The organism is Streptomyces sp. RerS4, from assembly GCF_023515955.1.
Lineage (GTDB): Bacteria > Actinomycetota > Actinomycetes > Streptomycetales > Streptomycetaceae > Streptomyces.
This window is the reverse complement of record NZ_CP097322.1, coordinates 277,003-298,103: the sequence shown is the minus strand read 5'-3', so window position 1 is coordinate 298,103 and position 21,101 is coordinate 277,003. Positions and strand designations below refer to the sequence as shown.

Annotated in this window: 26 protein-coding genes; 20 read left to right on the top strand and 6 right to left on the bottom strand. The window is 69.3% G+C overall.

Annotated features, from left to right (window positions below; all coding sequences use genetic code 11):
- Nucleotides 1–26: 26 nt before the first annotated feature.
- From M4D82_RS01565 to M4D82_RS01525, 9 genes are all read left to right on the top strand, one after another.
- Nucleotides 27–893, top strand: a complete 867-nt coding sequence (locus tag M4D82_RS01565) for a helix-turn-helix domain-containing protein (protein ID WP_249764261.1) — start codon at nt 27–29, stop codon at nt 891–893.
- Between the two features lie 43 nt (nt 894–936).
- Nucleotides 937–1,659 carry an alpha/beta fold hydrolase gene (locus M4D82_RS01560; RefSeq protein WP_249764260.1) on the top strand — a complete coding sequence of 241 codons (723 nt, stop codon included), beginning with the start codon at nt 937–939 and terminating at the stop codon, nt 1,657–1,659.
- 64 nt (nt 1,660–1,723) lie between these two features.
- A complete protein-coding gene (locus M4D82_RS01555; protein ID WP_249764259.1) occupies nt 1,724–2,152 on the top strand; it encodes an SsgA family sporulation/cell division regulator in 429 nt (142 codons plus the stop codon).
- A gap of 108 nt (nt 2,153–2,260) precedes the next feature.
- Nucleotides 2,261–3,097, top strand: coding sequence for an alpha/beta fold hydrolase (locus tag M4D82_RS01550; protein ID WP_249764258.1), 837 nt, complete (start codon nt 2,261–2,263; stop codon nt 3,095–3,097).
- 346 nt (nt 3,098–3,443) lie between these two features.
- The gene (locus M4D82_RS01545) at nt 3,444–4,481 is read left to right on the top strand and encodes an alpha/beta fold hydrolase (RefSeq protein ID WP_249764257.1); all 1,038 of its coding nucleotides are present in this window, start codon (nt 3,444–3,446) and stop codon (nt 4,479–4,481) included.
- Nucleotides 4,482–4,627: 146 nt separating this feature from the next.
- On the top strand, nt 4,628–5,221 hold the full coding sequence (locus M4D82_RS01540) for a DinB family protein (RefSeq protein WP_249764256.1): 594 nt from the start codon (nt 4,628–4,630) through the stop codon (nt 5,219–5,221).
- Between the two features lie 63 nt (nt 5,222–5,284).
- Nucleotides 5,285–6,526, top strand: coding sequence for a hypothetical protein (locus tag M4D82_RS01535; protein ID WP_249764255.1), 1,242 nt, complete (start codon nt 5,285–5,287; stop codon nt 6,524–6,526).
- Nucleotides 6,498–7,274 carry an alpha-ketoglutarate-dependent dioxygenase AlkB gene (locus M4D82_RS01530; protein WP_249764254.1) on the top strand — a complete coding sequence of 259 codons (777 nt, stop codon included), beginning with the start codon at nt 6,498–6,500 and terminating at the stop codon, nt 7,272–7,274. The genes M4D82_RS01535 and M4D82_RS01530 overlap by 29 nt, the downstream gene beginning before the upstream one ends.
- A gap of 176 nt (nt 7,275–7,450) precedes the next feature.
- Entirely contained in the window at nt 7,451–8,005 is a 555-nt protein-coding gene (locus tag M4D82_RS01525) for an EF-hand domain-containing protein (RefSeq protein WP_249764253.1), read from the top strand.
- Between the two features lie 78 nt (nt 8,006–8,083).
- Here M4D82_RS01525 and M4D82_RS01520 read toward each other — a convergent pair whose 3' ends face one another.
- Both M4D82_RS01520 and M4D82_RS34230 read right to left on the bottom strand, forming a co-directional pair.
- Nucleotides 8,084–8,644 carry a hypothetical protein gene (locus M4D82_RS01520; RefSeq protein WP_249764252.1) on the bottom strand — a complete coding sequence of 187 codons (561 nt, stop codon included), beginning with the start codon at nt 8,642–8,644 and terminating at the stop codon, nt 8,084–8,086.
- On the bottom strand, nt 8,538–9,230 hold the full coding sequence (locus M4D82_RS34230) for an FG-GAP repeat domain-containing protein (RefSeq protein WP_349637031.1): 693 nt from the start codon (nt 9,228–9,230) through the stop codon (nt 8,538–8,540). Before M4D82_RS34230 ends, M4D82_RS01520 begins: the two co-directional genes overlap by 107 nt.
- A gap of 267 nt (nt 9,231–9,497) precedes the next feature.
- Here M4D82_RS34230 and M4D82_RS01515 point away from each other — a divergent pair, with 267 nt between their 5' ends.
- Nucleotides 9,498–9,968 carry a flavodoxin family protein gene (locus tag M4D82_RS01515; RefSeq protein WP_249771369.1) on the top strand — a complete coding sequence of 157 codons (471 nt, stop codon included), beginning with the start codon at nt 9,498–9,500 and terminating at the stop codon, nt 9,966–9,968.
- A 400-nt stretch (nt 9,969–10,368) separates the two neighbouring features.
- On the opposite strand, the gene M4D82_RS01510 is transcribed toward M4D82_RS01515, so the two are convergent.
- Nucleotides 10,369–11,637, bottom strand: coding sequence for a Fic family protein (locus M4D82_RS01510; protein ID WP_349637030.1), 1,269 nt, complete (start codon nt 11,635–11,637; stop codon nt 10,369–10,371).
- Between the two features lie 355 nt (nt 11,638–11,992).
- On the opposite strand from M4D82_RS01510, the gene M4D82_RS01505 reads away from it, so the two are divergent.
- The gene (locus tag M4D82_RS01505; protein WP_249764251.1) at nt 11,993–12,532 is read left to right on the top strand and encodes a DUF6817 domain-containing protein; all 540 of its coding nucleotides are present in this window, start codon (nt 11,993–11,995) and stop codon (nt 12,530–12,532) included.
- A gap of 276 nt (nt 12,533–12,808) precedes the next feature.
- On the opposite strand, the gene M4D82_RS34510 is transcribed toward M4D82_RS01505, so the two are convergent.
- A complete protein-coding gene (locus M4D82_RS34510) occupies nt 12,809–13,813 on the bottom strand; it encodes a helix-turn-helix domain-containing protein (protein ID WP_502989041.1) in 1,005 nt (334 codons plus the stop codon).
- 790 nt (nt 13,814–14,603) lie between these two features.
- Between M4D82_RS34510 and M4D82_RS01490 the strand changes: the two genes are divergently transcribed.
- On the top strand, nt 14,604–15,104 hold the full coding sequence (locus M4D82_RS01490; protein WP_249764250.1) for a hypothetical protein: 501 nt from the start codon (nt 14,604–14,606) through the stop codon (nt 15,102–15,104).
- Between the two features lie 108 nt (nt 15,105–15,212).
- On the opposite strand, the gene M4D82_RS01485 is transcribed toward M4D82_RS01490, so the two are convergent.
- Together M4D82_RS01485 and M4D82_RS01480 are read right to left on the bottom strand one after the other, a co-directional pair.
- Nucleotides 15,213–15,413, bottom strand: coding sequence for a hypothetical protein (locus tag M4D82_RS01485; RefSeq protein ID WP_249764249.1), 201 nt, complete (start codon nt 15,411–15,413; stop codon nt 15,213–15,215).
- 301 nt (nt 15,414–15,714) lie between these two features.
- Nucleotides 15,715–17,256 carry a fused MFS/spermidine synthase gene (locus M4D82_RS01480; RefSeq protein WP_249764248.1) on the bottom strand — a complete coding sequence of 514 codons (1,542 nt, stop codon included), beginning with the start codon at nt 17,254–17,256 and terminating at the stop codon, nt 15,715–15,717.
- 295 nt (nt 17,257–17,551) lie between these two features.
- Between M4D82_RS01480 and M4D82_RS01475 the strand changes: the two genes are divergently transcribed.
- The 8 genes from M4D82_RS01475 to M4D82_RS01440 all read left to right on the top strand — a co-directional run bounded on the left by M4D82_RS01475 (nt 17,552) and on the right by M4D82_RS01440 (nt 21,072).
- The gene (locus tag M4D82_RS01475) at nt 17,552–17,893 is read left to right on the top strand and encodes a gas vesicle protein GvpO (RefSeq protein WP_249764247.1); all 342 of its coding nucleotides are present in this window, start codon (nt 17,552–17,554) and stop codon (nt 17,891–17,893) included.
- A 39-nt stretch (nt 17,894–17,932) separates the two neighbouring features.
- Entirely contained in the window at nt 17,933–18,361 is a 429-nt protein-coding gene (locus tag M4D82_RS01470) for a gas vesicle structural protein GvpA (protein ID WP_249764246.1), read from the top strand.
- The gene (locus tag M4D82_RS01465; protein WP_249764245.1) at nt 18,358–19,077 is read left to right on the top strand and encodes a GvpL/GvpF family gas vesicle protein; all 720 of its coding nucleotides are present in this window, start codon (nt 18,358–18,360) and stop codon (nt 19,075–19,077) included. Before M4D82_RS01470 ends, M4D82_RS01465 begins: the two co-directional genes overlap by 4 nt.
- 14 nt (nt 19,078–19,091) lie before the next feature.
- Nucleotides 19,092–19,328, top strand: coding sequence for a gas vesicle protein GvpG (locus M4D82_RS01460; RefSeq protein WP_249764244.1), 237 nt, complete (start codon nt 19,092–19,094; stop codon nt 19,326–19,328).
- A gap of 94 nt (nt 19,329–19,422) precedes the next feature.
- Nucleotides 19,423–19,740, top strand: a complete 318-nt coding sequence (locus M4D82_RS01455) for a gas vesicle protein (protein WP_249764243.1) — start codon at nt 19,423–19,425, stop codon at nt 19,738–19,740.
- The gene (locus M4D82_RS01450; RefSeq protein ID WP_249764242.1) at nt 19,737–20,621 is read left to right on the top strand and encodes a GvpL/GvpF family gas vesicle protein; all 885 of its coding nucleotides are present in this window, start codon (nt 19,737–19,739) and stop codon (nt 20,619–20,621) included. Before M4D82_RS01455 ends, M4D82_RS01450 begins: the two co-directional genes overlap by 4 nt.
- Complete coding sequence (locus tag M4D82_RS01445) at nt 20,618–20,803, top strand: gas vesicle protein (protein WP_249764241.1); 186 nt, start codon at nt 20,618–20,620, stop codon at nt 20,801–20,803. Before M4D82_RS01450 ends, M4D82_RS01445 begins: the two co-directional genes overlap by 4 nt.
- Nucleotides 20,800–21,072 carry a gas vesicle protein K gene (locus M4D82_RS01440; RefSeq protein WP_249764240.1) on the top strand — a complete coding sequence of 91 codons (273 nt, stop codon included), beginning with the start codon at nt 20,800–20,802 and terminating at the stop codon, nt 21,070–21,072. Before M4D82_RS01445 ends, M4D82_RS01440 begins: the two co-directional genes overlap by 4 nt.
- Nucleotides 21,073–21,101: the final 29 nt, after the last annotated feature.

Sequence of the window (21,101 nt, the reverse complement as noted above, 5' to 3'; positions counted from 1 at the left end):
CCGTGATCCCGTCGGACACCACAGCCATGCCCCAAACGGTCCCGCCCGCGCGCGTCAAGTCGCGGGCCGGCGGCGGGCCGACCCGCATAGACCTCCTGCCACCACCCCCGGGCACCGGACCCGACGACCACCTGCACGTGGGCGTCTACCGCCAAGGAACCGCGCTCATCCGGTCCCACGGCGTCGACACCCCCCTGGAGCCGGGCGACCTGCTGATCAGCAGCGCCCCCCAGCCCCCGAACCTCCTGCACGCCGTGTCCAGCACCTTCCTCTGGTTCCGCGTGCCCCGCTTCTACCTTGCCCCCGCGCGCGGCGAACTCGCCCACCTCAACGGGCTGCGTGCCCCCGGAAGCACCGGGATCGGCTCGCTGGCCTCCCGATTCCTGCTGGAACTCGCTACCTGGGAGCGCGCCACGGGCCGACCGCACCACGAGCTTCCCACCTCCCGCCACCGGCTGGCCCACCATGCCGCCGATCTGCTCTCCCTCCTCATCACCGATCTCCTGGAGAAGGAGAACGCACCTCAGATGGCCACCAGCGCCGAACTGTTGTCCCGGATACGCCGCCACATCGACGCGAACCTGATGGACCCCGATCTGTCACCGGAGAGCATCGCTCGTGCACACCACATCTCGGTGCGGTACCTGCACAAGCTCTTTCAGAAGCAGGGCGTGACGGTCGGCCAGTGGGTGCGCCGTCGACGCCTGGAGGAATGCCGCCGCGAACTCGCCCGCACCCCGAGCCGCACCAGCACCGTCGCGGTCGTCGCCCACCGATGGGGCTTCATCAGCGCCGCGCACTTCAGCCGGGTGTTCCGCGACGCCTTCGGGATCTCCCCGAGCCAGTGGCAGACCCACGCCTCGGATCCGGGCCGCCAAGACCTCATGCCGTGACCGAAGAACCGCCGGCCGCCACCCCGCCCGGAAAGGCTCCCTGATGCCCACCACCGCCCCGAGCGTCGTCCTCGTCCACGGCGGATTCGCCGACACCAGCAGTTGGATAGGGGTCGTCGCCGAACTCCAGCGCCATCGGATCCCGGTCCTCGCCGCCGCCACCCCGCTGCGCGGCCTGGCCCACGACACGGCCTACCTCAGCGCCTTCCTCGACCGGATCGACGGCCCGGTGGTCCTGGTCGGCCATGCCTATGGAGGGGCCGTGATCAGCGCGGCCGGGGCGACGGCCAGGATCGTCGGCCTGGTCTACGTGTCCTCCTACCTCCCCGACGCCGGGGAAAGCTACGCGGACCTCCAGGACCGCATCGGGCCCGCGCCGGTACGCGATTGCCTCCAACGCTCGCCGTGCGCCCGCGCCGACGGCCCGAGCGCGGAGCTCACCATCCGCGCCGACGCCTACCCGGAGGTCTTCGCGGCCGATGTCCCACCCGACCTCGCCGAGGTCATGGCCGTCATCCAGCGTCCCGTCGCCGAGACCACCTTCACCGACACCGCTTCGGTCGCGGCCTGGCGCGGCAAGCCGACCTGGGTGTTGATCGCCGGCGCCGACCGGGCGCTGTCCCCCGAGATCCAGAGGTTCACCGCCCATCGCGCCGGAGCGACGGTGAGGGAGGCGGCGACGGCCTCCCACGCGGTGACCCTCTCCCAACCGGGCCTCGTGGCCGACCTCATCATCGAGGCCGTCCATGCCCTGAGCCCGGCGTGACCGTACGGCAGGTCACCGCCGTTCGCCCGTACACCACATCCCGACACCGGAGGAATGGAATCCCATGTCACCACGTCCCGCCCACTCCACGAGCGAGCTCGCACTCGACGGCCGGCTCATCGCCGGCGCCGACCTCTCGATCCCCCTCACGGTCCGCTGGCGGTACAGCACGGCAGATCCGTTCGCACTCTCACTGGAGGTGATCACCGGTGTGGGGCTTGACGCGCGGTGGATCTTCGCACGCGACCTCCTACGGGACGGTCTACGCGCCCCCACCGGCCTCGGTGACGTACGGATCTGGCCACCCTGCCCGTGCCACGGACGACCCGACCTGCGCGTCCTGTTGCGGGGAAGGGACGGCTCCGCGCTCGTGGACATGCCCGTCAAGCCGATCCGCACCTGGCTCAGGAAGGAATGCTTCGCACGGGTACCCCACGGCAGCGAGGCGGAACACATCGACTGGGAATTGGAGTTGGTACACGTCACGAGCTGACGACGCGCCGTACTCCCGTCTCCGCCAGTCCGCGCGCCCTGGCGTGGTCCGGCGCATGGATCCGCCCTGGCCGTGGCCAGACCCACAGATACGAAGAGGAGGAAGACCATGGAGGACTTCACCACCGGTGACAGTGTCCGTCTCGCCTACCGCGACAGCGGCGGCGAGGGGACGCCCCTGGTCATGCTGCACGGCTGGGGACAGACCCAGAAGATGTTCCGCCACCAGTTCGAGGAACTGTCCACCGGACGGCGCGTCGTGACGGTGGACCTACGCGGCCACGGCCGCTCCGCCAAGCCGCACCACGGCTACCGCATCGCCCGGCTCTCCCGCGACGTCCTCGAACTGGTCGACCACCTCGGCCTGTCCGCGTTCGACGCGCTGGGCTGGTCGATGGGCGCCTCCGTCTGGTGGAGCTTCATCGACCAGTACGGCACCGACCGGATCCGCCGACTCGTCATCGTGGACCAGCCCGCCGCCGTCGCCGCGGTGCCCTGGATGACCGAGGCCGAACAGCGGGAGTCCGGTGCGATCTTCGACGTCGCCGGCCTGCTCGACCTCGGTGCCGCCCTCGCCGGCCCCGACGGAAGCCGGGTACGGCAGGACTTCGTGCGCTCGATGTTCACCGGCGCCACCGATCCCGACGTCCTCGCCTTCGTCGCCGACGAGATCGAGTCCACCCCCGCGTACGCGGGCGTCCCCCTGCTGTTCGACCACTGCGCGCAGGACTGGCGCGACGTACTTCCCCGTATCGACAGGCCGACCCTGGTCCTCGGCTGCGAGGGCAGCCACATCGACCCGCACTCGCAGAGGTTCATCGCCGAACGCGTCCCGGCCGCCGAACTCCACGTCTTTCCCAGGGAGATGGCCGGCTCGCACTTCCCGTTCCTGGAGAACCCCGACGAGTTCAACGCCGTCCTGGAGAAGTTCCTCACCCGAACCTGACGGGTCCGGGTACCGGATGGCGACCCCTCGGTATACGGCCCTTCCTGACGGCCCGGAGGATACTTCGGACCCGGCTGGGACGGCGGACCGTGTCCGCCTGGGCCCAGTGCGGTGCCTCCGATGCCCTGAACTCGCCGTCGACCCGACCACACCCGACAGCCGCACACTGCGCCGACGAGGGTGTTCGCTGAGAGACCAGCGGTGTGCACGCTGGGCCAGATCACGACCCGCGGTCGGCGATACGTTCACATCCGAGGCCTCGGGCCGCCCCACCTGCGCAGGCGGATCAACCACCATCTTCAGGTCACTTCGCCCATCGGATCGGCGAAGAGGAAGGACCCACCCCATGCACACCAACGACAACGAGGACGAGCTCTCCACCGCCTCGTCGAACGGCCGCCACCGTCGGCGCAGCATCATGACCGCGCTCGCGGTGGCCGGGGCGTCCGCGGTCGGGCTGGCCGGGCCCAGCTCCGAGGCGTCCGCCGCCACGGGCGGAGCGGACGGCGCGCCTTCCGGGCGCCCCGCCACTCCCGAAAGACCCGCCTCCGGTTTCGTCACCACCAAGGACGGCGTGCAGATCTTCTACAAGGACTGGGGCCCGCGGTCGGGTCGGCCGGTGGTGTTCAGCCACGGCTGGCCGCTGAACTCCGACAGCTGGGAAGCCCAGATGCTCTTCCTGGCCGAGAACGGCTACCGGGTCGTCGCGCACGACCGCCGCGGCCACGGCCGTTCCACGCAGACGTGGGACGGCAACGACATGAACCACTACGCCGACGACCTCGCGGCGGTCGTCCAGACCCTGAACCTGCGCGACGCGACCCTCGTGGGGTTCTCCACCGGCGGCGGCGAGGTGGCGCGCTACATCGGCCGGCACGGCACCCGAAGGGTCGCCCAAGCCGCGCTCATCTCGGCCGTCACTCCGCTGATGCTCAAGGGTCCGAACAACCCCAACGGCGTTCCGATGGAGGTGTTCGACGGACTGCGCGCCGGGTCGATCGCCGACCGTTCCCAGCTGTACAAGGACCTCGCCGCCGGGCCGTTCTTCGGCGCCAACCGAGCGGGCGCGAAGGTGTCGCAGGGCATGCGGGACGCGTTCTGGCAGCAGGGCCTCCAGGCCGGTCACAAGGCCGCCTACGACTCCATCAAGGCGTTCTCCGAGACCGACCTGACCGAGGACCTGAAGCGGTTCGACGTCCCCACCCTCATCGTGCACGGCGACGACGACCAGGTGGTGCCGATCGAATCGGCGGCACACGAGGCGGCGCGGCTCGTGAAGGGCTCCACGCTCAAGGTGTACCCCGGCGCGCCCCACGGCATCACCGACACGCACAAGCAGCGGCTCGGCGAGGACCTGTTGGCCTTCGTCAAGTCCCGGCGGTGACCTGACGACCGGGCCTCCCACACACCCGGCGCTTGTGTCTCCCCGTCACATCCCCGACCGGACGGGGACACAAGCGCCGGCTCACCTCGCCCGCACGCGGGTGGCCCATCCGTCGGCTGTCGGCAGGTGGTGCGAGACTCGACCCCATGAAGCCCAATGATCCCAAAGACGACCTGCACCGCTATCTCAGGGCGGCCCGCGAAGCCGTCGTCTGGAAGCTGGACGGATTGTCCGAGTACGACGTCCGCCGCCCCCTGACGCCGACCGGCACCAACCTCCTCGGCCTCGTCAAGCACCTCGCCGGCGTCGAGCTCGGGTACTTCGGCCCGACCTTCGGCCGCCCGCACAACGAGTCGTTCCCCTGGCACGACGAGGACGCCGAGCCCAACGCGGACATGTGGGCGCCCGCCGACGAGTCACGCGAGGACATCCTCGGCCTCTACCGCCGCGCCTGCGCCCACGCGGACGCGACGATCGAGGCGCTGCCGCTCGATGCGATGGGCCACGTCGCGTGGTGGGGTGATGCGGGCACCGTCACGCTTCAGCGGGTCATGCTGCACATGACGGCCGAGACGAACCGGCACGCCGGCCACGCCGACATCGTCCGTGAGCTGATCGACGGCAGCGTCGGCATGCGGGAGACCAACAGCAACATGGCCGACGGCGACGAGACCTGGTTCCGGCAGTACTGGAAGAGGCTGGAGTCGTCCGCGAAGGAGGCCCAGGCCAAGTCGAGCTGAACGGAGCTCGTTCGGGCAGGCGTGGCACGCCTGACGCAGAGTGCGAATGACAGGCAGGTTTTGATGTCCACAGCAGGACCGACGGAAGCCCGCATCGAGGATGCGAGCAACATCTTGGTTGCACCTTCCTCGTTGCAAGACAATGACTTGATCAGAGAGTTTTTCGGGTCCACCATCACACCAGAGGACCTCGCTTCGCGTTCTCCCGACCTCGCACAGAAGACCGTCTACTTGTGTGGCGATGTATCAGGGATCAGCGGTCCTCAACTACGGACTGCGGCCAGGGTTTTCGTCATCCGGGAGCTCTCACACGGTTACCACGAGGACGTCGACGAGCCGTGGACCCTCGTCGACCTCGGCCGAGTCCCCGTCCGCGTACACGGCGTCGGCGTGTACTATCGCCGCTTTTTCGACCCCGGCGCCGATCACTTCGGACGCATCCGTGGCGAGCACGCGTTCCAGTCCCTGACGGAGTCCACCAAGCCCGGAGCAGCTCATCGCAGCGGGATCTATCTGACGCCCGTCACGCGAAACGCTGACGAACTACATTTCCGCCTGCTCCGGTGCTCCACCAATCTCTCGGGGCCGACCGAGAACTTCCGTCCGACCGACAGGCACATCGTCGAGGCTCTGAACTGCGAGGCCGCCGCCGTCTTCCGGAACCAGGCACCGCTGAATCACGTCCTGGCCCAGATCTATCACAACACCCTTGCCACGGCCGAGCGTAAGCAGTCCAAGGCCAAGATCTCGGCCCATGCCGACAAGACCAAGGACATGCCCGCCAACGGCATCATGGCCTTCTGCACCTTCTATGACGGGCTCGACAGGTTGCAGCCCCTGACCGAAGACGCCTTCGACTACGGCGTGAAGGGTGCCAGCGGGCTGACCAGGCTCCACTTTCGTCTCAAGGAGCCGACCGCAGAAAGCGACGAGATCGCGTTCCCGCCGCAATTCACCGTGACGCTCTATCCCGGCTCCGTGTTCTTCATGCCCCTGTCCACCAACCGCATGTATACGCACGAAATCCGACCCTCAGCGTTGGACGTCGAGCTACTCCCGACCCGCTTGGGATACGTCGTGCGCTGTTCGAGCGCCGAAGCCGTCCACAAGAACGGCCACACCTTCCTCAAAGCGGCCGGAGATCTGGTGAAGCTGGGGCCGCCCACGGAGGCGGGCATGAACGAGCTGCGAGGACTGTACGCCGAGGAGAACAGGACCTCGTCCTTCATCGATTACGGCGACAAGTTTCTCTTCAGCATGAACACAGGAGACTACCTTGCCCCCCGTGTCCAGGATCTCGGATGAGATCCTCTCGCGTGTTTTGCCGACCGAGGAGAATCTCTTCGCGGAGCTGTCCGCGTCGACTCGTTTCGAAGACGTAGGAAAGGGCCGGCGAGGCGCAACGATTGCCAGGGTCGACGAGAAGGATGGTGTGCCCCTGGTGCGCACTACCACTCGATACGGCAGCCCCACGCAGCGTTTCCGAGCGGTGCACGAACGGCTGGCGCAGCAGATTCAAGAACGTACGGCGCTTTCGGTCGGCTTCAACAACGCACTCATCGAGATCTACACGAACGCTTACAGAACCATGGGCAGCCATTCCGACCAGGCTCTCGATCTGGCCCCCGATTCGTACATCGCCGTCTTCTCGTGCTATCGATCCCCCGAAGCGAGCCCGCAGAGGAGGCTGATCTTCGAGTCAAAAGAGTCCGGCGGTGAGAAGTTCGAGATCCCGCTCGCCCACAACAGCATCGTCGCGTTTTCTGTCGACTCGAACCGGCGACTCAGGCACAAGATCGTGGCAGATGCGTCCGTCCGGTTGGCGGACAATGAATGGTTGGGTGTGACGTTTCGAACGTCAAAGACTTTCGTTCGGTTTCGCGACGGACACGCATACCTCCCACAGGGTGCGCGCCTCACGCCGGCCGACGATGAACAGAAGCGCGAATTTTACCGACTGCGGCGCCGCGAGAACGATGAAACGGACTTCGCCTACCCTCTCCTGTCGTACACCATCAGTGAGAGCGACCTGATACCGCCCAACGGCGGGTGACGCGTCGGCAGCTGAGTCTTGCAGGGGCGACGTTCACACACTGAGTACCCGCGTAGTGACGTACTGTGATCTACTTGGGGGGCGTCGGCCGCCCGGCTCGTCATCGCTTGGTGGTGATGGGCGGGGCGAAGTAGGGCTGTGCGCGTTCCGGTTCAGGGTCGACATAGGTGGGATGAATGCCAGAAGCAAGCTCCGTCGTCGCGGTGTCCGATTCAGCGAAGCGCCGCATCTTCGACATGCTGGACGTCGACGGCGACGGCGTCATTTCCCAGTCGGAATACCTTGCGCGGGTCGACCGCGTGGCCTCCGCCATGGGTCGCGGCGCCGCTGATCCGGTCGTCGACGCCGCGAGGAACGCCCATGAGGTGGTCTGGCAGGACATGGACGGCGACCACGACGGCCGCGTGAGTTTTGAGGAATACCGTAGGTGGGCGGGGCACGAGACCTTTGATCGGTCTTGTCGACCTGCTCTGGGTTCTTTGTTCGACATCGCCGACTTCGACGGCGACGGACGCCTGGACAGGGACGAGTTCACCCGCCTGCGTGTGGCGGCGGGAAACGTGGGCACGGACGCAGACGCGGCCTTCGACGGTCTCGACGTCGACCGGGACGGGTTTGTCGACCGCGACGCCTATCTGGCGGGGATCCGGGACTTCGTCACCACCGGCGTCTCCGCCATGGCTGCGGTGTACGGCGCCGACGAGTCGGCGCTCAACCCGCGTCGTGCCTGAGCGTCGTCGTTCAGTGGATCTGAGCGGTGTCGGCGGATCGGCTCCGGCATGCCTCGGCTCAGGAACGCGCCAACAGGGCTAGGGGGTGTCTTTCGGATCAGGCCGGATCAGGGAGCGGTGGGCGGTGCCGTGCGTCGCAAGGCGGAGGAGGGAGCCGCTGCGGAGCATTGGCGACCCACGACAACGCGGCGAGGCGCGGCACCGACCACCGCCGTCGGCTTTGGCGTTCTTGAAGTGACGCTCGGACAGGAACAGGTAGTCGATCTTCGAGTTCTCGTAGGTGGCCTCGCCGCCGCGGCAGCAGGCCCGGCCGTCGCCGCAGGGGGTGGCGACGAAGTGGTCGCGATCTGTCGCGTCGGCCTCGATGAAGATGCCCGAGCCGCCGTCACCGACGCCGGGGGCGTAGAAGGAGGAGGCGGCCTCCTGTTCACGCAGGGTGGCGTCGTTCCAGTAGAGATGGACGGAACACGCCCAGTTGGCGCGGCTCTGGGTGTAGGTCTTCACGCAAGGCACGATGATGGGTTCCGTTTCCTCACCCACCGTCAGATCGAGGACCATCGTCTCTGACAGCGGGCCCTTGACCAGGACGGCGTTGCCGTAATCGGCGCCCCCGCAGATGCTCGGGTTGCCACCGGGCACGGCGGTCGCGAAGAAGCCCTGGAAGCCGTACGCCTGCGGGCGGGTGCGGATCGCGTCGAACTGCGGTCGGGGGTGGGGCGTTCGCGCCGGCGACGCTGTCGGTCTGCGCGGCGGGGGCGAGGGTGAGTGAGCCGACGGCTCCACCGAGCGGGGCCGCCGCCGCGGCGAACGCTTTGCGTAGTCTCACGAAGTTCTCCTGAGAAGGGAGCGAAGGATGGGAAGAGGAAGGGCCGGTACGTCGGGTGGGAACGTCACCAGCTCGTGCCGATCCGGACGCGCGCGGCGCCGCCCGCGCAGGCGGGCCCCGAGTAGCGGTAGAGATCTCCGGTGGCGGTTTCGGAGCCAGCAGGTCCAGGACGCCGTCGCCGGTGACGTCGCCGACTCCGGTCATGCTGGTCATGGAGCCCCAACCGGTGCCGATCCGCACCTTGGCGGCGCCGTTGTAGTGGGGGCCGGAGTAGCGGTAGAGGTTCCCGTTGGAGGCGTCGACGGCCAGGATGTCGGCGGTCCCGACGCCAGTGAGGTTGCCGACGGCGGTGAAGCGGGCCTGAAAGCCGCCCGACGCGGCTGGCTGTGACCCGTACACCGACCTCGCCCACCACGTCGAGCGGTACCACGTTCCCGTCGATGACCGATTCGTCGCCCACGCACGCCACCGTGGGCGTGTGCCCGCGCAACTGAGGGGCTCGCGGCGTGACCTGCGGCTACGACGTGATCTTGAGTCTTCACACACCGACTCATCAGCGCCTTACCGCTGTCTGCATGCGATATGACCGCCATCACACCCGTGTGGTGTCACATCGGACGCCGCTCCGGTGTCCTCATGACGGAAGCGAGAGAAGGGATCGTGAAGATGAAGGCCGTCATCGTGTGCGCCTCTGTGTCGCACGGCAATACGCGTCGTGTCGCCGACAGCATGGCCCAGGTGCTGGGCGCGAAGATTGTCTCCCCCGAGCACGCCGACCTGGCGGAGCTGGCCGACGCTGACCTCGTGGGATTCGGCTCGGGCGTCTTCTACAGCAGGCTCCACCCCCGCTTGACCGACTTCGTCAAGGGACTTCCCACCGGGCGGGGCCGGGCGTTCGTGTTCGCCACCAGTGGGCTCCCCGAGCTACCGCTGTCGCCTTTCACCCGCCCCCTGGTTCAGCTCCTCGAAGGCAAGGGCTTCGAGGTGGACGGGTGCTTCTCGTGCCGGGCGTTCGACACCTGGACACCCTTCAGGCTCGTCGGCGGTATCAACAAGCAGCGGCCGAACGCCGGAGACCTCGCCGCCGCGCGGGCGTTCGCCAAGCGGCTACAGGGCGGGCGAGGGCCCCTGTCCTGAAGCGTGCAGCTCGGTGCCTCTGCCCGTCCCGGACGGCGACCGCCTCAGCGGACGACGACATCCTCATCTCGGGCTGGCCCGCCACGAGGGCGAGCCGCGCATCGCCGTCGCCGCGCCCAGGCCCGTTTCGAAGACCGCGCGACCGGTACGCCGATCACGGAGGAGACCTGGATCGACCTGAACCGGCTCGCCGGGATGAACGGCGGGTCACAGTCCATCGTCTCCATCGTCGACGCCCGCGTCCTGGCCTGGTGCCTGGCCCGCGACCACGACCCGGTGGCCGCGCTCCTGCGCTACGACACCTCCGCCACCCGACTGTCAACGCGATCGTCCTGGCCAACCGGAACTCCGGGCCGGAGGAAGCGCTACCAGCACCTGCCCCAGGGCTCGGTGACGCACGTCAACACGCACCCCCCGTGGACACCGCTCGGCTCTGTGCCGAGCCGTTCGCTTCCGCCGCGAGGCGTCGGGTCCCGTCAAGGTGGACGTTGATGTACCGGACGAGGATCAGCGGGTCCTCGGGGTCGTCGGCCTGGAAGCTGACGCGCCGCAGCAGGCTGACTCCTTCGAGGGCGATGCCCTCGCGGGCGAGGACGAAGACGAGGGTGAGGAAGGCGGATCGGGCGTTGCCGTCGTCGAAGGGATGGAAGAAGCAGACGTCGAGATAGGCGCGGGCGGCACGGGCGGTCAGACCGAGGGGGCGGCCGGCGTCGCGCTCGCTCTCGGCGAGGCAGGTCTCGAAGCGGGCAAGGGTGTCCGGTCCGATGCCGTAACGTTCCCGGCCCCCTTTGGCGAACGCGGGGGAGCTGCGGAAGGGCGGCGGCTGCGAGGTGTCCAGGAGGTGCTGTTGCCAGCGGCTGAGGGTGGCGAAGTCGAGCCGTGTTCCCCGTGCGGCGTCCGCTCGTAGCAGGTCCAGGGCGGTGAGCAGGCCTTGCGCACGGGCCGGATCGACGGCGCCGTCGAAGGCACGGATGTCCTGAGCCGCGCCGTCGCGGGTGGGTGCCACCGGTCCGTCCGCGCCACTGTCCGGGACCGTGTGCCACGGTACCGACTCGCGCACCGCGAGCCAGCGCCGCAGATGATCCGGGGTCGACGCGTCCACGTGGGCGCCAGCGTCGGTATCGGCGTCGGCAGGCCGTAGGGAATGCGCGAGCCGCTCCGCGATGTCCTCGACCAGCACCACATCGGGGCCGGTCCAGCTGTGGAAGCGTCCGCCGATCGCCTCGTCGACCAAGTCCCGGGCCACGTCGGTCGCGACGCCCCACCGGCTGAGAAACCACATCAGCACCTGGCGACAATGGCCGTACCAACCGCTGCCGCACCCGGTCCGGTCCACAACCTGGAGGATCAGGTTCCGAGCCGCACGCTCCCACAGGATCCGCTGGTCCGCGATGTCGGTCAGGTCCAGCGGGTACGCGTCGAACCACCCGGCAAGCGTCTCCAGCCACTCGCGCCATTCGCGCAGAGCCGCTACGACGCGGGCGAGCGTCTCCTCCGGCGTGGTGATCGAGTCCCGCGGGCAGCACCAGTTCCCGACCGGTCCCCCGTCGAAGTCCCCTTCGTCGTGCGACCAGCGCCACCCGACGGTCCAACGGCCGTAGTGCCGGGCGAGGGCGTACGACATGGCGTCGGCCCAGACCTGGCCCTGGTCCCAGCTCCAGGCGCTCATCGCCGGGTCACCGAACGGGACATCCGGACGGTGAGGCACACACCGGGCCGGGCCGAGCGTGCGCACCACCTGCGCCGCGGACACGCTGTCGAACGCGTGACGGGCGGGATCCACATCGTCCCAGCTCAGGAAGCGAGGCGCCAACTCAACGATCACCGCGTCAGCCTGCCACCGCCCGGGGGCCCGTTCAAGGGTTGGGCTGCCCGGTCCCCTCGGGCAGGGCGCACCTGCAGTAGCCGGCGTAGGGCCGTGACGGGACACGCGGCGAGGCGATCGCAGCGTGATCGGCGGCATTTCGTCCTACGATCGTGGTGCTTGGGATCAGACGGCGACCGTTCGGACGGGTGATGTTCAGATGACCGCACAAGCGCTGGCGATCCTGCAGGCGGCCGGAGCCGAGGGGATCGAGCACCCCGGCGGAACACTGCCGGCGCACTTGCAACGAGTCAGCACCCTTCTCGCCTCGTGGGGTGCTCGCCCGGCGCTGGTATCCGCCGGGCTGTGTCACGCCTTCTACGGGACCGACGGGTTCCCGGTCGCGCTGCTGGACTTGGGGCGCCGGGCGGAACTGGTCGAGGCGATCGGCGTCGAAGCCGAAGCACTCGTCTACTTCTACGCCTCCTGCGACCGCGAGTCCTCGTATCAGGGGCTGATCGACAGCCGAGGCACGTTCGTCGACCGGTTCACCGGCACACGGTCGTGTCCAAGCCTCGAAGCGCGTCGGGACTTCGCCGAACTCACCGCCGCCAACGAGCTGGACATCGCCGCGATCAGCCCAGAGGCCCGCACCCGCTACGGCGCGGACCTTCTCGACCTGTTCACTCGATGGCGGCCGCTGCTGTCCGAGCCGGCCTGGGCCCACTGCCGCAGCGTGCTGCACCATGCCGACCACTGACCGTCCAACCCAAGGCGCCTGAAGGTGGCCCTGTCAGGTGGAACCGTCCAGGCTGATATCGCTTCATCGTGGCCTGCGGCAGACGGAGACCTGTTTCGTGGTGTTGGGTCCAACGCTTGGCGCACCGCCCGCCAGATCCCGCCGTCACACCGAATGGGCGCGTACCGGTCGACCTTCGAAATCTGCGGCGTGACCAGCACCTTTCTCCAGAACCATCTCGATGCCGCCCTGGCAAGGGCCTCGGTGCCTCACCCACTCATTGACATTGTGACGGCACTACCGCCCGGCCAAGCCATGGGAAGGGTGCGAAGCCGGCTGGTACCGCTCCAGATTGGCGCGGACTCGGTCGAGGTAGGGCTGGATGCTTCGGAGTTCGGCGCCCTGTCGTTGTACCCGCCAGGTCGAGATGCGGTAGCCGGCGGCGAGGTTGAGGGCCGGGTCGCCTGGGACGCCTTCGAGTTCGGGGGCTATCGCGCACAGCATCCTGCCCACGGCGGGGATGGAGTCCTCGGCGCTGAAGGGCGGCGTGGGGATGGCCTGCTGTTTGGCGGGCGGCAGGTAGTAGCGAAGGACTCGGGGTGTCCAGCGGGCGATGCCGTACTCGTCCTTGGCCGGGTCGCTCAGCAGGGGGTCGAATCCGCTCTCCGCCTCAAGCATGGCCGCCACCAGGGCGGGCGTGACCTGCGGGACGTCGCACATGGTCCCGGCCTCGACGATCAAGTGCCGATACTGCCGGGGAATGTCCGCGTCGGTACGCAACCACCGTCCGTCGTCCCGTAGTCGCACCTCCACCATGGGGGCGGGCAGGTCGGGCATCCGGTCCGCCGACTGGGCGCCCCTCGGTGAGACGGAGTCGCCGGAGACGAACGCGCCGAGCGTCATGACGGCAGCCACAAAGACCGCGGCAGGGCCGGTGACCTTACGCAGCACCCGCCACCGCAACTTCGACTTCCGCGGGGAATCGCCTGTCTCGGCCTGGGCCTTGGGCGTCGACGGCGAGGAAGCCGACGACGAGGAGACCGAAGCAGCGGCAGGGGCTCCTGTGGGTGGTGGGCTGGTGGAGAGGACGTGCACGCGTACGCGGTACTGCTCCCACTCTTCCGGGTCGCCGCCGCAGGCGTTGACGAAAGCCGCCAATACGGCGGCGCTGGGTAGGCGTTGACCGGCGGCCGCGGCGGCCAGAGTGGAGGCCGAGAAATGGGTGCGGGCGGCGAGTTGGCGATAGGACGGGCTACCCGCCCGCCGCCTGAGGTCGCGCAAGTCGTGGGCGAATCGGGCCACAGGCCCCTGCTCGGGGTCCAGCGGCTGTTCTTGGCGTCCCACTTCTCGTTCCTTCCTGTCCTTGGCGTGTCCGGTTCATCGGCGTCCGGCGGTGTACGGGCTGTGCGAAAGCCATTGTCCGGTGATTGTCCGGTGTCTGTCCGACGAGGCCGGCGGGCCGGGACACGCGGTGCGATGCCGGTTTGAATGTGCGCGGCGAACGGCTGACGACGGTGAAGGACACCTGCGTCGGTACGCCACGCCGCACGACATCGCGCCCCGGGAGCCCGAAAGCCATCCCCGGCCACAACCCACTCCGGAAGCCCCGAGTCGGTGACCGAAAGGAACAAACCACGTGACCGGACGACCGGGTGCCCCTGTCAGGACCGGCGGCTGCGCGTACGGGCCACCACCGGTAGGGGCGGAGCCGTAGCGTGAGGAAGCACCTCGGCTGCGACATGCATGAACACATCCAACCGGTCCGTGCGCCACGCGGCTCCGGTTTCGAACCCAGCGGACCTGTGCGGTACTTCACAGTTGCCGTACCTGCCCTCATCGCCCGCCACCGGCGGCCAAGCCGCCCCCTGTCGCAACCGCGTGGACGACGCGGGCGCCCGCGCAGGCCCACGCTCCCGCTTCCACAAGGCCACGAACCGAGACGGCCCGCGGTGCCGCCGGCGCCTCCGTTCATGAGCCGGGCCGGCATTTCGATATCCACCACAGTCAGATTCAGAGGTTCTTTCCCATGTCGCATCCGAATTCGTCGTACCCGAACTCCTCAGCGGGCGCAAACTGGCAGCCCAGGCGCGGCATGCGGTGGCAGCGCTACAAGGTGACGCGCCCGGCCTCCTCGCAGGACCAGGCGGGACTGTGGGGGGCGATCGCCGCCGTGGTGGCGCTCGCGCTGTTCCTCGGCTGGGCGCTCGACATCAAGGGCGGCGCGGTGATCGTCTTCGCGATCCCGCTCATATCGTCGTGGTTCGACTCCCGGCGCCTCCTGTTCTACTTCAACACCGCCCTGGTGCGGATCGGTAACGTGATCCTGCCGTGGGCCGATGTCACACAGTTCGTCGTGGTGACGCCCCCGCACGGTGATCACGCCCTGATCGGGGTCCGGTTGCGGCCGGGCATGACGCTGCCGGCCGGAGCGGACGTACCGCCGCCGAACCCGGCCATGCCGGCGCCGCTGTACATATCCGCGCAACGGCACAAGGTCGATGTGGCCAAGATGGTCGAGAAGGCGCGCAAGTACGGCCCGCCGCACATCCAGATCGTGGTCGCCGATCCGTCCGGCGAACGCGTCGTCTCCTGAGAGCTCCTGAGTGCTCCTGAGAGCTTCTGAGAGCAGCTCCGCCCCGGGCCCCGGCCCCGCCGCTGCGCAACGCGCCGGAGCCGGGCGCCGGGCGGCCCGCGCTACGCCCTACCTCGCCGAGGCGTCGGGCAGCACGCCGGAGAGCCGCAGCAGCTTGCCCTGCCGCTTGGTGGCGAGGATCCGGCCGTCGGCCGCCACGCGCCGGAGGCCCCTGCGGTCGATGTCGCGTCGCTTGGCCTCCAGGCGCTCGGCCTCCTGAGCGAACAGCTGCTCCATGACGCCGTTGCGCTCTTCGAGCCGAGTCTCCATGCAGGGGAGCACCTCGTCGATGGCGTAGCTGCCCAGGCCGGCAGCGAACAGAGGTGCTGGATCACGACGACCCGCTCGACCATGGAGCTGTCGAAGTCGCGCCGGCCGCCGGGGGTGGGCTCGGAGCGGATGAGCCCGTCGGGCGCCGGGGGAGCCGTGTGCCCTGTGCCCTGTGCTACCGCGTCGTCGCCGCTCACGGCGTCGCCGCCGTCCACTTCACCGTCGATCGGGACACCGCCGTCTGGCGCCGGGACCGGAAACGCGGGGTCAGCCACCGCGGCGATCCGATCCCGGACCTTGCTCAGTGACCGTTCGGCGGGCTGTAGGGCTGGAGGAGCTGGTCGACGGGTGCGAAGTCGTCGGTGAGCAGTTGGGCGTCGCCGATCCAGGAGGTGAGGTCGTCGCCCGTGGTGATCTTCCAGCCCGTCTGCCGGGCGTCCAGCGCTGCCTGGGCCGCGCGGAGGTCGATCGGTCGCTTGGAGGCCAGTGCCACGAGATTGCCGCCCTTGGGGGCGGAGGTTTGGTCGAGGCCGAGGTCGGCGGGTTCGCCGACGACGGCGACGTGCTCGAAGGTCTTGCTGAGCGTGGCGACTTCGGCACGGGCGAAGGCCAGACTGCCGTGATCGATGAGGTTGGCGAGGTACAGGCCGTCCTCGTCGAGCACCCGCCGTACATCCTTCATCGCTTCCACCGTGGTGAGATGCCACGGCACGCTGACGCCCCCGAAGGCGTCGCCGACGACGAGGTCACGGCTGCCGGCGTCCAGCCGCCGCAGGCCGCGCCTGCCGTCCTCGGTGCGTACGCCGATACCGGCTTGCGACGTCAGCCCGAGTCGGTCGTGGTTGATGCGTACGACCCCGCTGTCGATCTCGGACACGAGGCTGCGCGTCCCGGGCCGCGTGGCCGCGAGGTAACGGGGAAAGGTGAGCCCACCGCCGCCCAAGTGGTGGGCAGCGAGGGGTTCACCTGCGGGGAAGGCGGCGTCGACCACCGACGCGATGGCGCGTACGTACGCGAACTCCAGGACGGTCGGGTCGTCGACGTCGACGTAGGAGTGCCGCAAGCCGTCCAGAACCAGGGTCCGGCCGCTGCGCCGGTCGGGGTCCGCGACGACCCGCGCGCAGTGGTACCTGGTCTCCGCGTCGCAGCCACCCGGTGCGACCGTGGTGGCGAGCCCGCCGGCGACGACCACCAGCGCGAGCGCGGGCACAAGGGTGCTGCTCGACCTGCGCGTCCGCCACTCGACCAGCGCCGCGCCGACCACCAGCAGTGTTCCCAGGCCGATCAGGATGCCGCTGACCGGCAGCCTCGCTACGAGGACGAAGCCGGTGAGGACAGTGCCGACGATGGCCCCGACGGTGCCTACGCCGGACAGTCGGCCGACGACCGTTCCGGTCTCGGCGAGGCTGGTAAGGCGCAACTTGGTCACGATCGGCGTCACCGCCGCGAGCAGTGCTCCCGGCAGGAGGATGGTCAGCGACGCGATCAACAAGAGCATCGCCGGTGCCCATTCCGCCGTGGTGCGCAGCACGGCAGGGGTGAGCGCCACGACCGCTCCCGACACGCCGAGCGCGGGTCCGATCAGCCGGCGGGGGTTGAGACGGTCGGCGACGCGCCCACCCAGCCAGGAGCCGCAGGCGATCGCGGTGAGGGCGATGCCGATCACCAGGGTGCTGGTTTCGAGGGTGAGGCCGAGGTAGGGAGCCAGCAGGCGCAGAGCGACGATCTCGACCACCAGGACCGCGGCCGAAGAGCCGAACACAAGCACGCCGGCGGCCCAGGCACCGAGGCCGTGGTGGGAAGGAGTGCCCTCGGCGACAGGGGAGGACGACGAACTGGTCACGTGCGACATCCTTGCATGCGACTCGTCCCCGCAGAGGGGTTGAGAGAAACTGCCGGGCTCCGCACAGCCACCGAGTGGGCGTACCCGCCTCGAAAACAGAACGTCGCCCCCGTCACGACCTGCATGGGCGGTCCAGCGGCGCCCCGGCCGTGCAGCCGCCGAGCCATCTTGGGTATCCGACCACCCACGAGCGCCGCCACCCCGCTCGCACCCGGTCCGGTCGGCGGATGCGACTTCCTTGCCACGGGCCGGGTTTGGGCCCGGTGTGACCGGCCATACGCGGCAGGAGGAAGTCATGACGAACACATCTCAGAGCGACACGTCGCGCAACGACACAGCTCACCACGACACACCGAAGGAGGCGGACGGGGAGCAGCGGTTGTCGGCCGCCCACGTCATCCGGGCGGCGACGGACCAGTTGTCGCAACTGCTGCGCCTGCCGGTCGAATCGGTCAGTTCCTGCGCACGCGCCGACGGCGGTGGGTGGGAGCTGTCGGTCGAAGTCCTCGAACTCTCCCGGGTCCCCGACACGACGAGCCTGCTGGCCTCGTACGACGTCGAACTCGACGCAGCGGGAGAACTCCTGGGCTACCACCGCACCCGCCGCTACGAACGGGGCCGTGCCGACCGCAGGTGACACCGAGGCGCCCGCCCCCCGACCGAGAGGGAACCACCCATGACTGTCGTCCCCGCCCAGCCCGCACCGGCCGCCTCGGGCGGCGGCTCCAGCGGTCTGTACGACGTACTGGAACTCGTCCTCGACCGTGGCCTGGTGATCGACGCGTTCGTGCGTGTCTCCCTGGTCGGCATCGAGATTCTGAAGATCGACATCCGGGTCGTCGTCGCCAGTGTGGACACGTACCTCAGGTTCGCCGAAGCCTGCAACCGCCTGGACCTTGAGGCCGGTCCGCGCAAGAGCCCCGGCCTGCCCGACCTGGTCGGCGAGATCACCGAGTCCGGCGCCCGCGGCAAGTCGAAGGGCGCCCTCGGTGGCGCCGTACAGGCCGTCTCCGATGCCTTTCACCAGGCCCGGAGCGATGACGAGGAGAAGACGGAGAGCCGGCCGCGCCGACGAACGACCACCCGGCGGGAGGAGAAGGAATGAGCACCTACGTGTACGCCATCACCCGCGTCTCCCAGCAGTTGCCCCCCACTCTGGAGGGGATAGGCGAACCGGCCCAGCCCGTCCGTACGGTGTGCAGGGGACGCCTCCAGGCGCTCGTCAGCGATGCCCCGGCCGAACTGCGGCCCAAGCGACGCGACCTGCTGGCCCATCAGCGCGTGGTGACCCGCGCCGGGGCCGGTGGACCGGTGCTGCCGATGCGGTTCGGCGGCGTGTCCCCCGACGACGACACCGTGGCCGCCGTGCTCGACGAGCACGAGGGGCGTTACCTGGAGCGGCTCGACGCCCTCGAAGGCAAGGACGAGTACAACGTGAAGGCCGTGCACGACGAGCAGGTGGTGCTGCACGCGGTGGTGTCCTCGGACCCCGAGCTGGCACAGCTCCAGGAGGCCAACCGGATGGCGGGTGGCGGCACTTACCAGCAGCGGCTGGAGTTCGGCCGGCTGGTGGCCCGAGCGGTCCGGGAACGCGAGGTGGCGGACGCCGCTCGGGTCGAGTCCACGCTCAGCCCGCTCGCCGCGGCGCTGCGGCACGGGCCGGAGAGCGAGGGCTGGCTGGCGAACGTGTCGTTCCTGGTCGAACGCGAGCACCGGGAGGCGTTCCTCGAAGCCGTCCGCACCCTGGCCCGGGAACACGAACACCTCCGGATTTCGATCACCGGACCGCTGCCGGCGTACAGCTTCGCCGATGCGAACTGAGCGGCGGGCGCGCGATGGGGCTCCTGACGGAACTGCTCCTGCTGCCGGCCGCCCCGGTGCGCGGGACCGCGTGGGTGCTGCGCCAGGTGGTGGCCGAAGCGGAACGGCAGTACTACGACCCGGCCGTCGTCCGGCAGGAACTGGCCCAGCTGGTCGCCGCGTTCGAGGCGGGCCGGATGGACGAGGCGGAGTTCGACCGCCGGGAGGACGAGCTCCTGGCACGGCTGGAAGACAGGATGCGACCGCGATGAACCACCGCACGGCAACGGACCCGATAGACGCCCTCGACACGGCCGGTGTCTCCACCGGGGACGGCGTCGGTGCGGGCGGAAGCAGGTGATGCCCATGGCCACGCCCTCCGGCCTCTCCCGGCCGTACGACGACCACAGCAGTGCCAATCTGGCCGACATCCTCGAACGCGTCCTGGACAAGGGCGTGGTCATCGCCGGTGACATCCGCATCAACCTCCTCGACATCGAACTGCTGACGATCAAGCTCCGACTGGTGGTCGCCTCGGTCGATCGGGCCAAGGAGATGGGCATCGACTGGTGGGAGGAGGACCCGGCCCTGTCCTCGTCGGCCCGGCGCACGGCACTCGGCCGGGAGAACGACCAGTTGCGACAGCGCATCGCCGAGCTGGAAGCCGCGCGGGAGACGGGATGAACCGGAAATACAAGCCGCCGCACCCGGCCGGCCCGCTGCCCGCAGGCGGCGGCGCCCTGCTGTACGTGTACACGGTGGTCGAGGCATCCGCCCGGGACGCCCTCACCGACCTGCCCCTGCCCCCAGCCCTGGGCGAAGGCCTGCGCCTGGTGGAACACGCCCGGCTCGCTGCCGTCGTCGAACCCGTTGACGCGAGCCGCTTCGACGAGGAACCGCTGCGCGCGCGGCTGGAGGACCTCGACAAGCTGGCCGCGCTGGCCCGCGCCCACCACGGCGTGGTGGGCGCGGTGGGGGCACGCACCACGACCGTTCCGGTGCAGCTGGCCACCGTGTGTCGTGGCGAGGAGGGCGTACGCCGCCTGCTGGAGGAGGCGCACCAGCGGATCCGCGACGCGCTCGAACGCATCGCGGGTGCCCAGGAGTGGGGCGTCAAGCTCTACGCCGACCCGGACGCGGCGGCGCCGGATTGCGCGCGGGCCCCCGTACCACCCCCGGTACCGCCCCCCGCCCCCTCTCCCGGCGCCGGGCCCGCGGGCGGATCCGCCGGCCGCGACTACCTCCGCCGCCGGCTCTCGGACCGCCGCGCCCGGGAGACCGAGGACGCTCGGGCGGCCCGCACCGCCGAGGCCCTCCACGAGGAGCTCTCGCGCCGCGCGAAGGCCGCCGTACTGCACCCGCCTCAGCCGGCCGGGCTTTCCGGCGCGACAGGACGCAACGTCCTCAACGCCGCCTACCTCGTCGCCCTCCACGCCCGCGAGAGCTTCGTCGCCGCCTTGCCCGCGGCCGACGCGCTGCCCACCGGACTGCGGCTGGAGGTCACCGGGCCGTGGGTGCCGTACTCGTTCACGGCGAGCGGTCGCGGCGCGGACCCCTCGCCGTGACGGGCCACGAGGACATCGCCCTGGTCGACCTGCTGGACCGGCTACTGGCCGGAGGGGTCGTCCTGGCCGGTGACATCACCCTGCGCATCGCCGACGTCGATCTCGTACGCATCGACCTCAAGGCCCTCATCAGCTCCGTCAACGACGCCGTACCGTCCCCCTGGAGGCAGGAGTCCTCATGAGCCGGCCACGACGGGTCGAACTCGACCCCGACACCGTGGAGCGCGACCTGGCCCGGCTGGTCCTCACGGTCGTCGAGCTGCTACGTCAACTGATGGAACGTCAGGCACTGCGCCGAGTGGAGTGCGGTGACCTCAGCGAGGAGCAGGAGGAGCGGCTCGGCCTGACCCTGATGCTGCTGGAGGACCGCATGGAGCTCCTGCGGAGCCGGTTCGGACTCACGGCGGAGGACCTCAACCTCGACCTCGGGCCTCTCGGTAGGCTTCTGTAGGCGGGTTTAGAGGCCGCGAATGCGGCCAG

What these genes read in the sequence shown, in the direction of transcription:
- M4D82_RS01505 (WP_249764251.1), top strand. Translation starts at nt 11,993, where the DNA reads ATGACCGCACAAGCGCTGGCGATCCTGCAGGCGGCCGGAGCCGAGGGG.
- M4D82_RS01475 (WP_249764247.1), top strand. Translation starts at nt 17,552, where the DNA reads ATGACGAACACATCTCAGAGCGACACGTCGCGCAACGACACAGCTCAC.
- M4D82_RS01525 (WP_249764253.1), top strand. Translation starts at nt 7,451, where the DNA reads ATGCCAGAAGCAAGCTCCGTCGTCGCGGTGTCCGATTCAGCGAAGCGC.
- M4D82_RS01535 (WP_249764255.1), top strand. Translation starts at nt 5,285, where the DNA reads ATGTCCACAGCAGGACCGACGGAAGCCCGCATCGAGGATGCGAGCAAC.
- M4D82_RS01460 (WP_249764244.1), top strand. Translation starts at nt 19,092, where the DNA reads ATGGGGCTCCTGACGGAACTGCTCCTGCTGCCGGCCGCCCCGGTGCGC.
- M4D82_RS01560 (WP_249764260.1), top strand. Translation starts at nt 937, where the DNA reads ATGCCCACCACCGCCCCGAGCGTCGTCCTCGTCCACGGCGGATTCGCC.
- M4D82_RS01555 (WP_249764259.1), top strand. Translation starts at nt 1,724, where the DNA reads ATGTCACCACGTCCCGCCCACTCCACGAGCGAGCTCGCACTCGACGGC.
- M4D82_RS01455 (WP_249764243.1), top strand. Translation starts at nt 19,423, where the DNA reads ATGGCCACGCCCTCCGGCCTCTCCCGGCCGTACGACGACCACAGCAGT.
- M4D82_RS01465 (WP_249764245.1), top strand. Translation starts at nt 18,358, where the DNA reads ATGAGCACCTACGTGTACGCCATCACCCGCGTCTCCCAGCAGTTGCCC.
- M4D82_RS01515 (WP_249771369.1), top strand. Translation starts at nt 9,498, where the DNA reads ATGAAGGCCGTCATCGTGTGCGCCTCTGTGTCGCACGGCAATACGCGT.
- M4D82_RS01440 (WP_249764240.1), top strand. Translation starts at nt 20,800, where the DNA reads ATGAGCCGGCCACGACGGGTCGAACTCGACCCCGACACCGTGGAGCGC.
- M4D82_RS01545 (WP_249764257.1), top strand. Translation starts at nt 3,444, where the DNA reads ATGCACACCAACGACAACGAGGACGAGCTCTCCACCGCCTCGTCGAAC.
- M4D82_RS01450 (WP_249764242.1), top strand. Translation starts at nt 19,737, where the DNA reads ATGAACCGGAAATACAAGCCGCCGCACCCGGCCGGCCCGCTGCCCGCA.
- M4D82_RS01550 (WP_249764258.1), top strand. Translation starts at nt 2,261, where the DNA reads ATGGAGGACTTCACCACCGGTGACAGTGTCCGTCTCGCCTACCGCGAC.
- M4D82_RS01485 (WP_249764249.1), bottom strand. Translation starts at nt 15,413, where the DNA reads ATGGAGACTCGGCTCGAAGAGCGCAACGGCGTCATGGAGCAGCTGTTC.
- M4D82_RS01470 (WP_249764246.1), top strand. Translation starts at nt 17,933, where the DNA reads ATGACTGTCGTCCCCGCCCAGCCCGCACCGGCCGCCTCGGGCGGCGGC.
- M4D82_RS01510 (WP_349637030.1), bottom strand. Translation starts at nt 11,637, where the DNA reads ATGAGCGCCTGGAGCTGGGACCAGGGCCAGGTCTGGGCCGACGCCATG.
- M4D82_RS01540 (WP_249764256.1), top strand. Translation starts at nt 4,628, where the DNA reads ATGAAGCCCAATGATCCCAAAGACGACCTGCACCGCTATCTCAGGGCG.
- M4D82_RS01490 (WP_249764250.1), top strand. Translation starts at nt 14,604, where the DNA reads ATGCGGTGGCAGCGCTACAAGGTGACGCGCCCGGCCTCCTCGCAGGAC.
- M4D82_RS01565 (WP_249764261.1), top strand. Translation starts at nt 27, where the DNA reads ATGCCCCAAACGGTCCCGCCCGCGCGCGTCAAGTCGCGGGCCGGCGGC.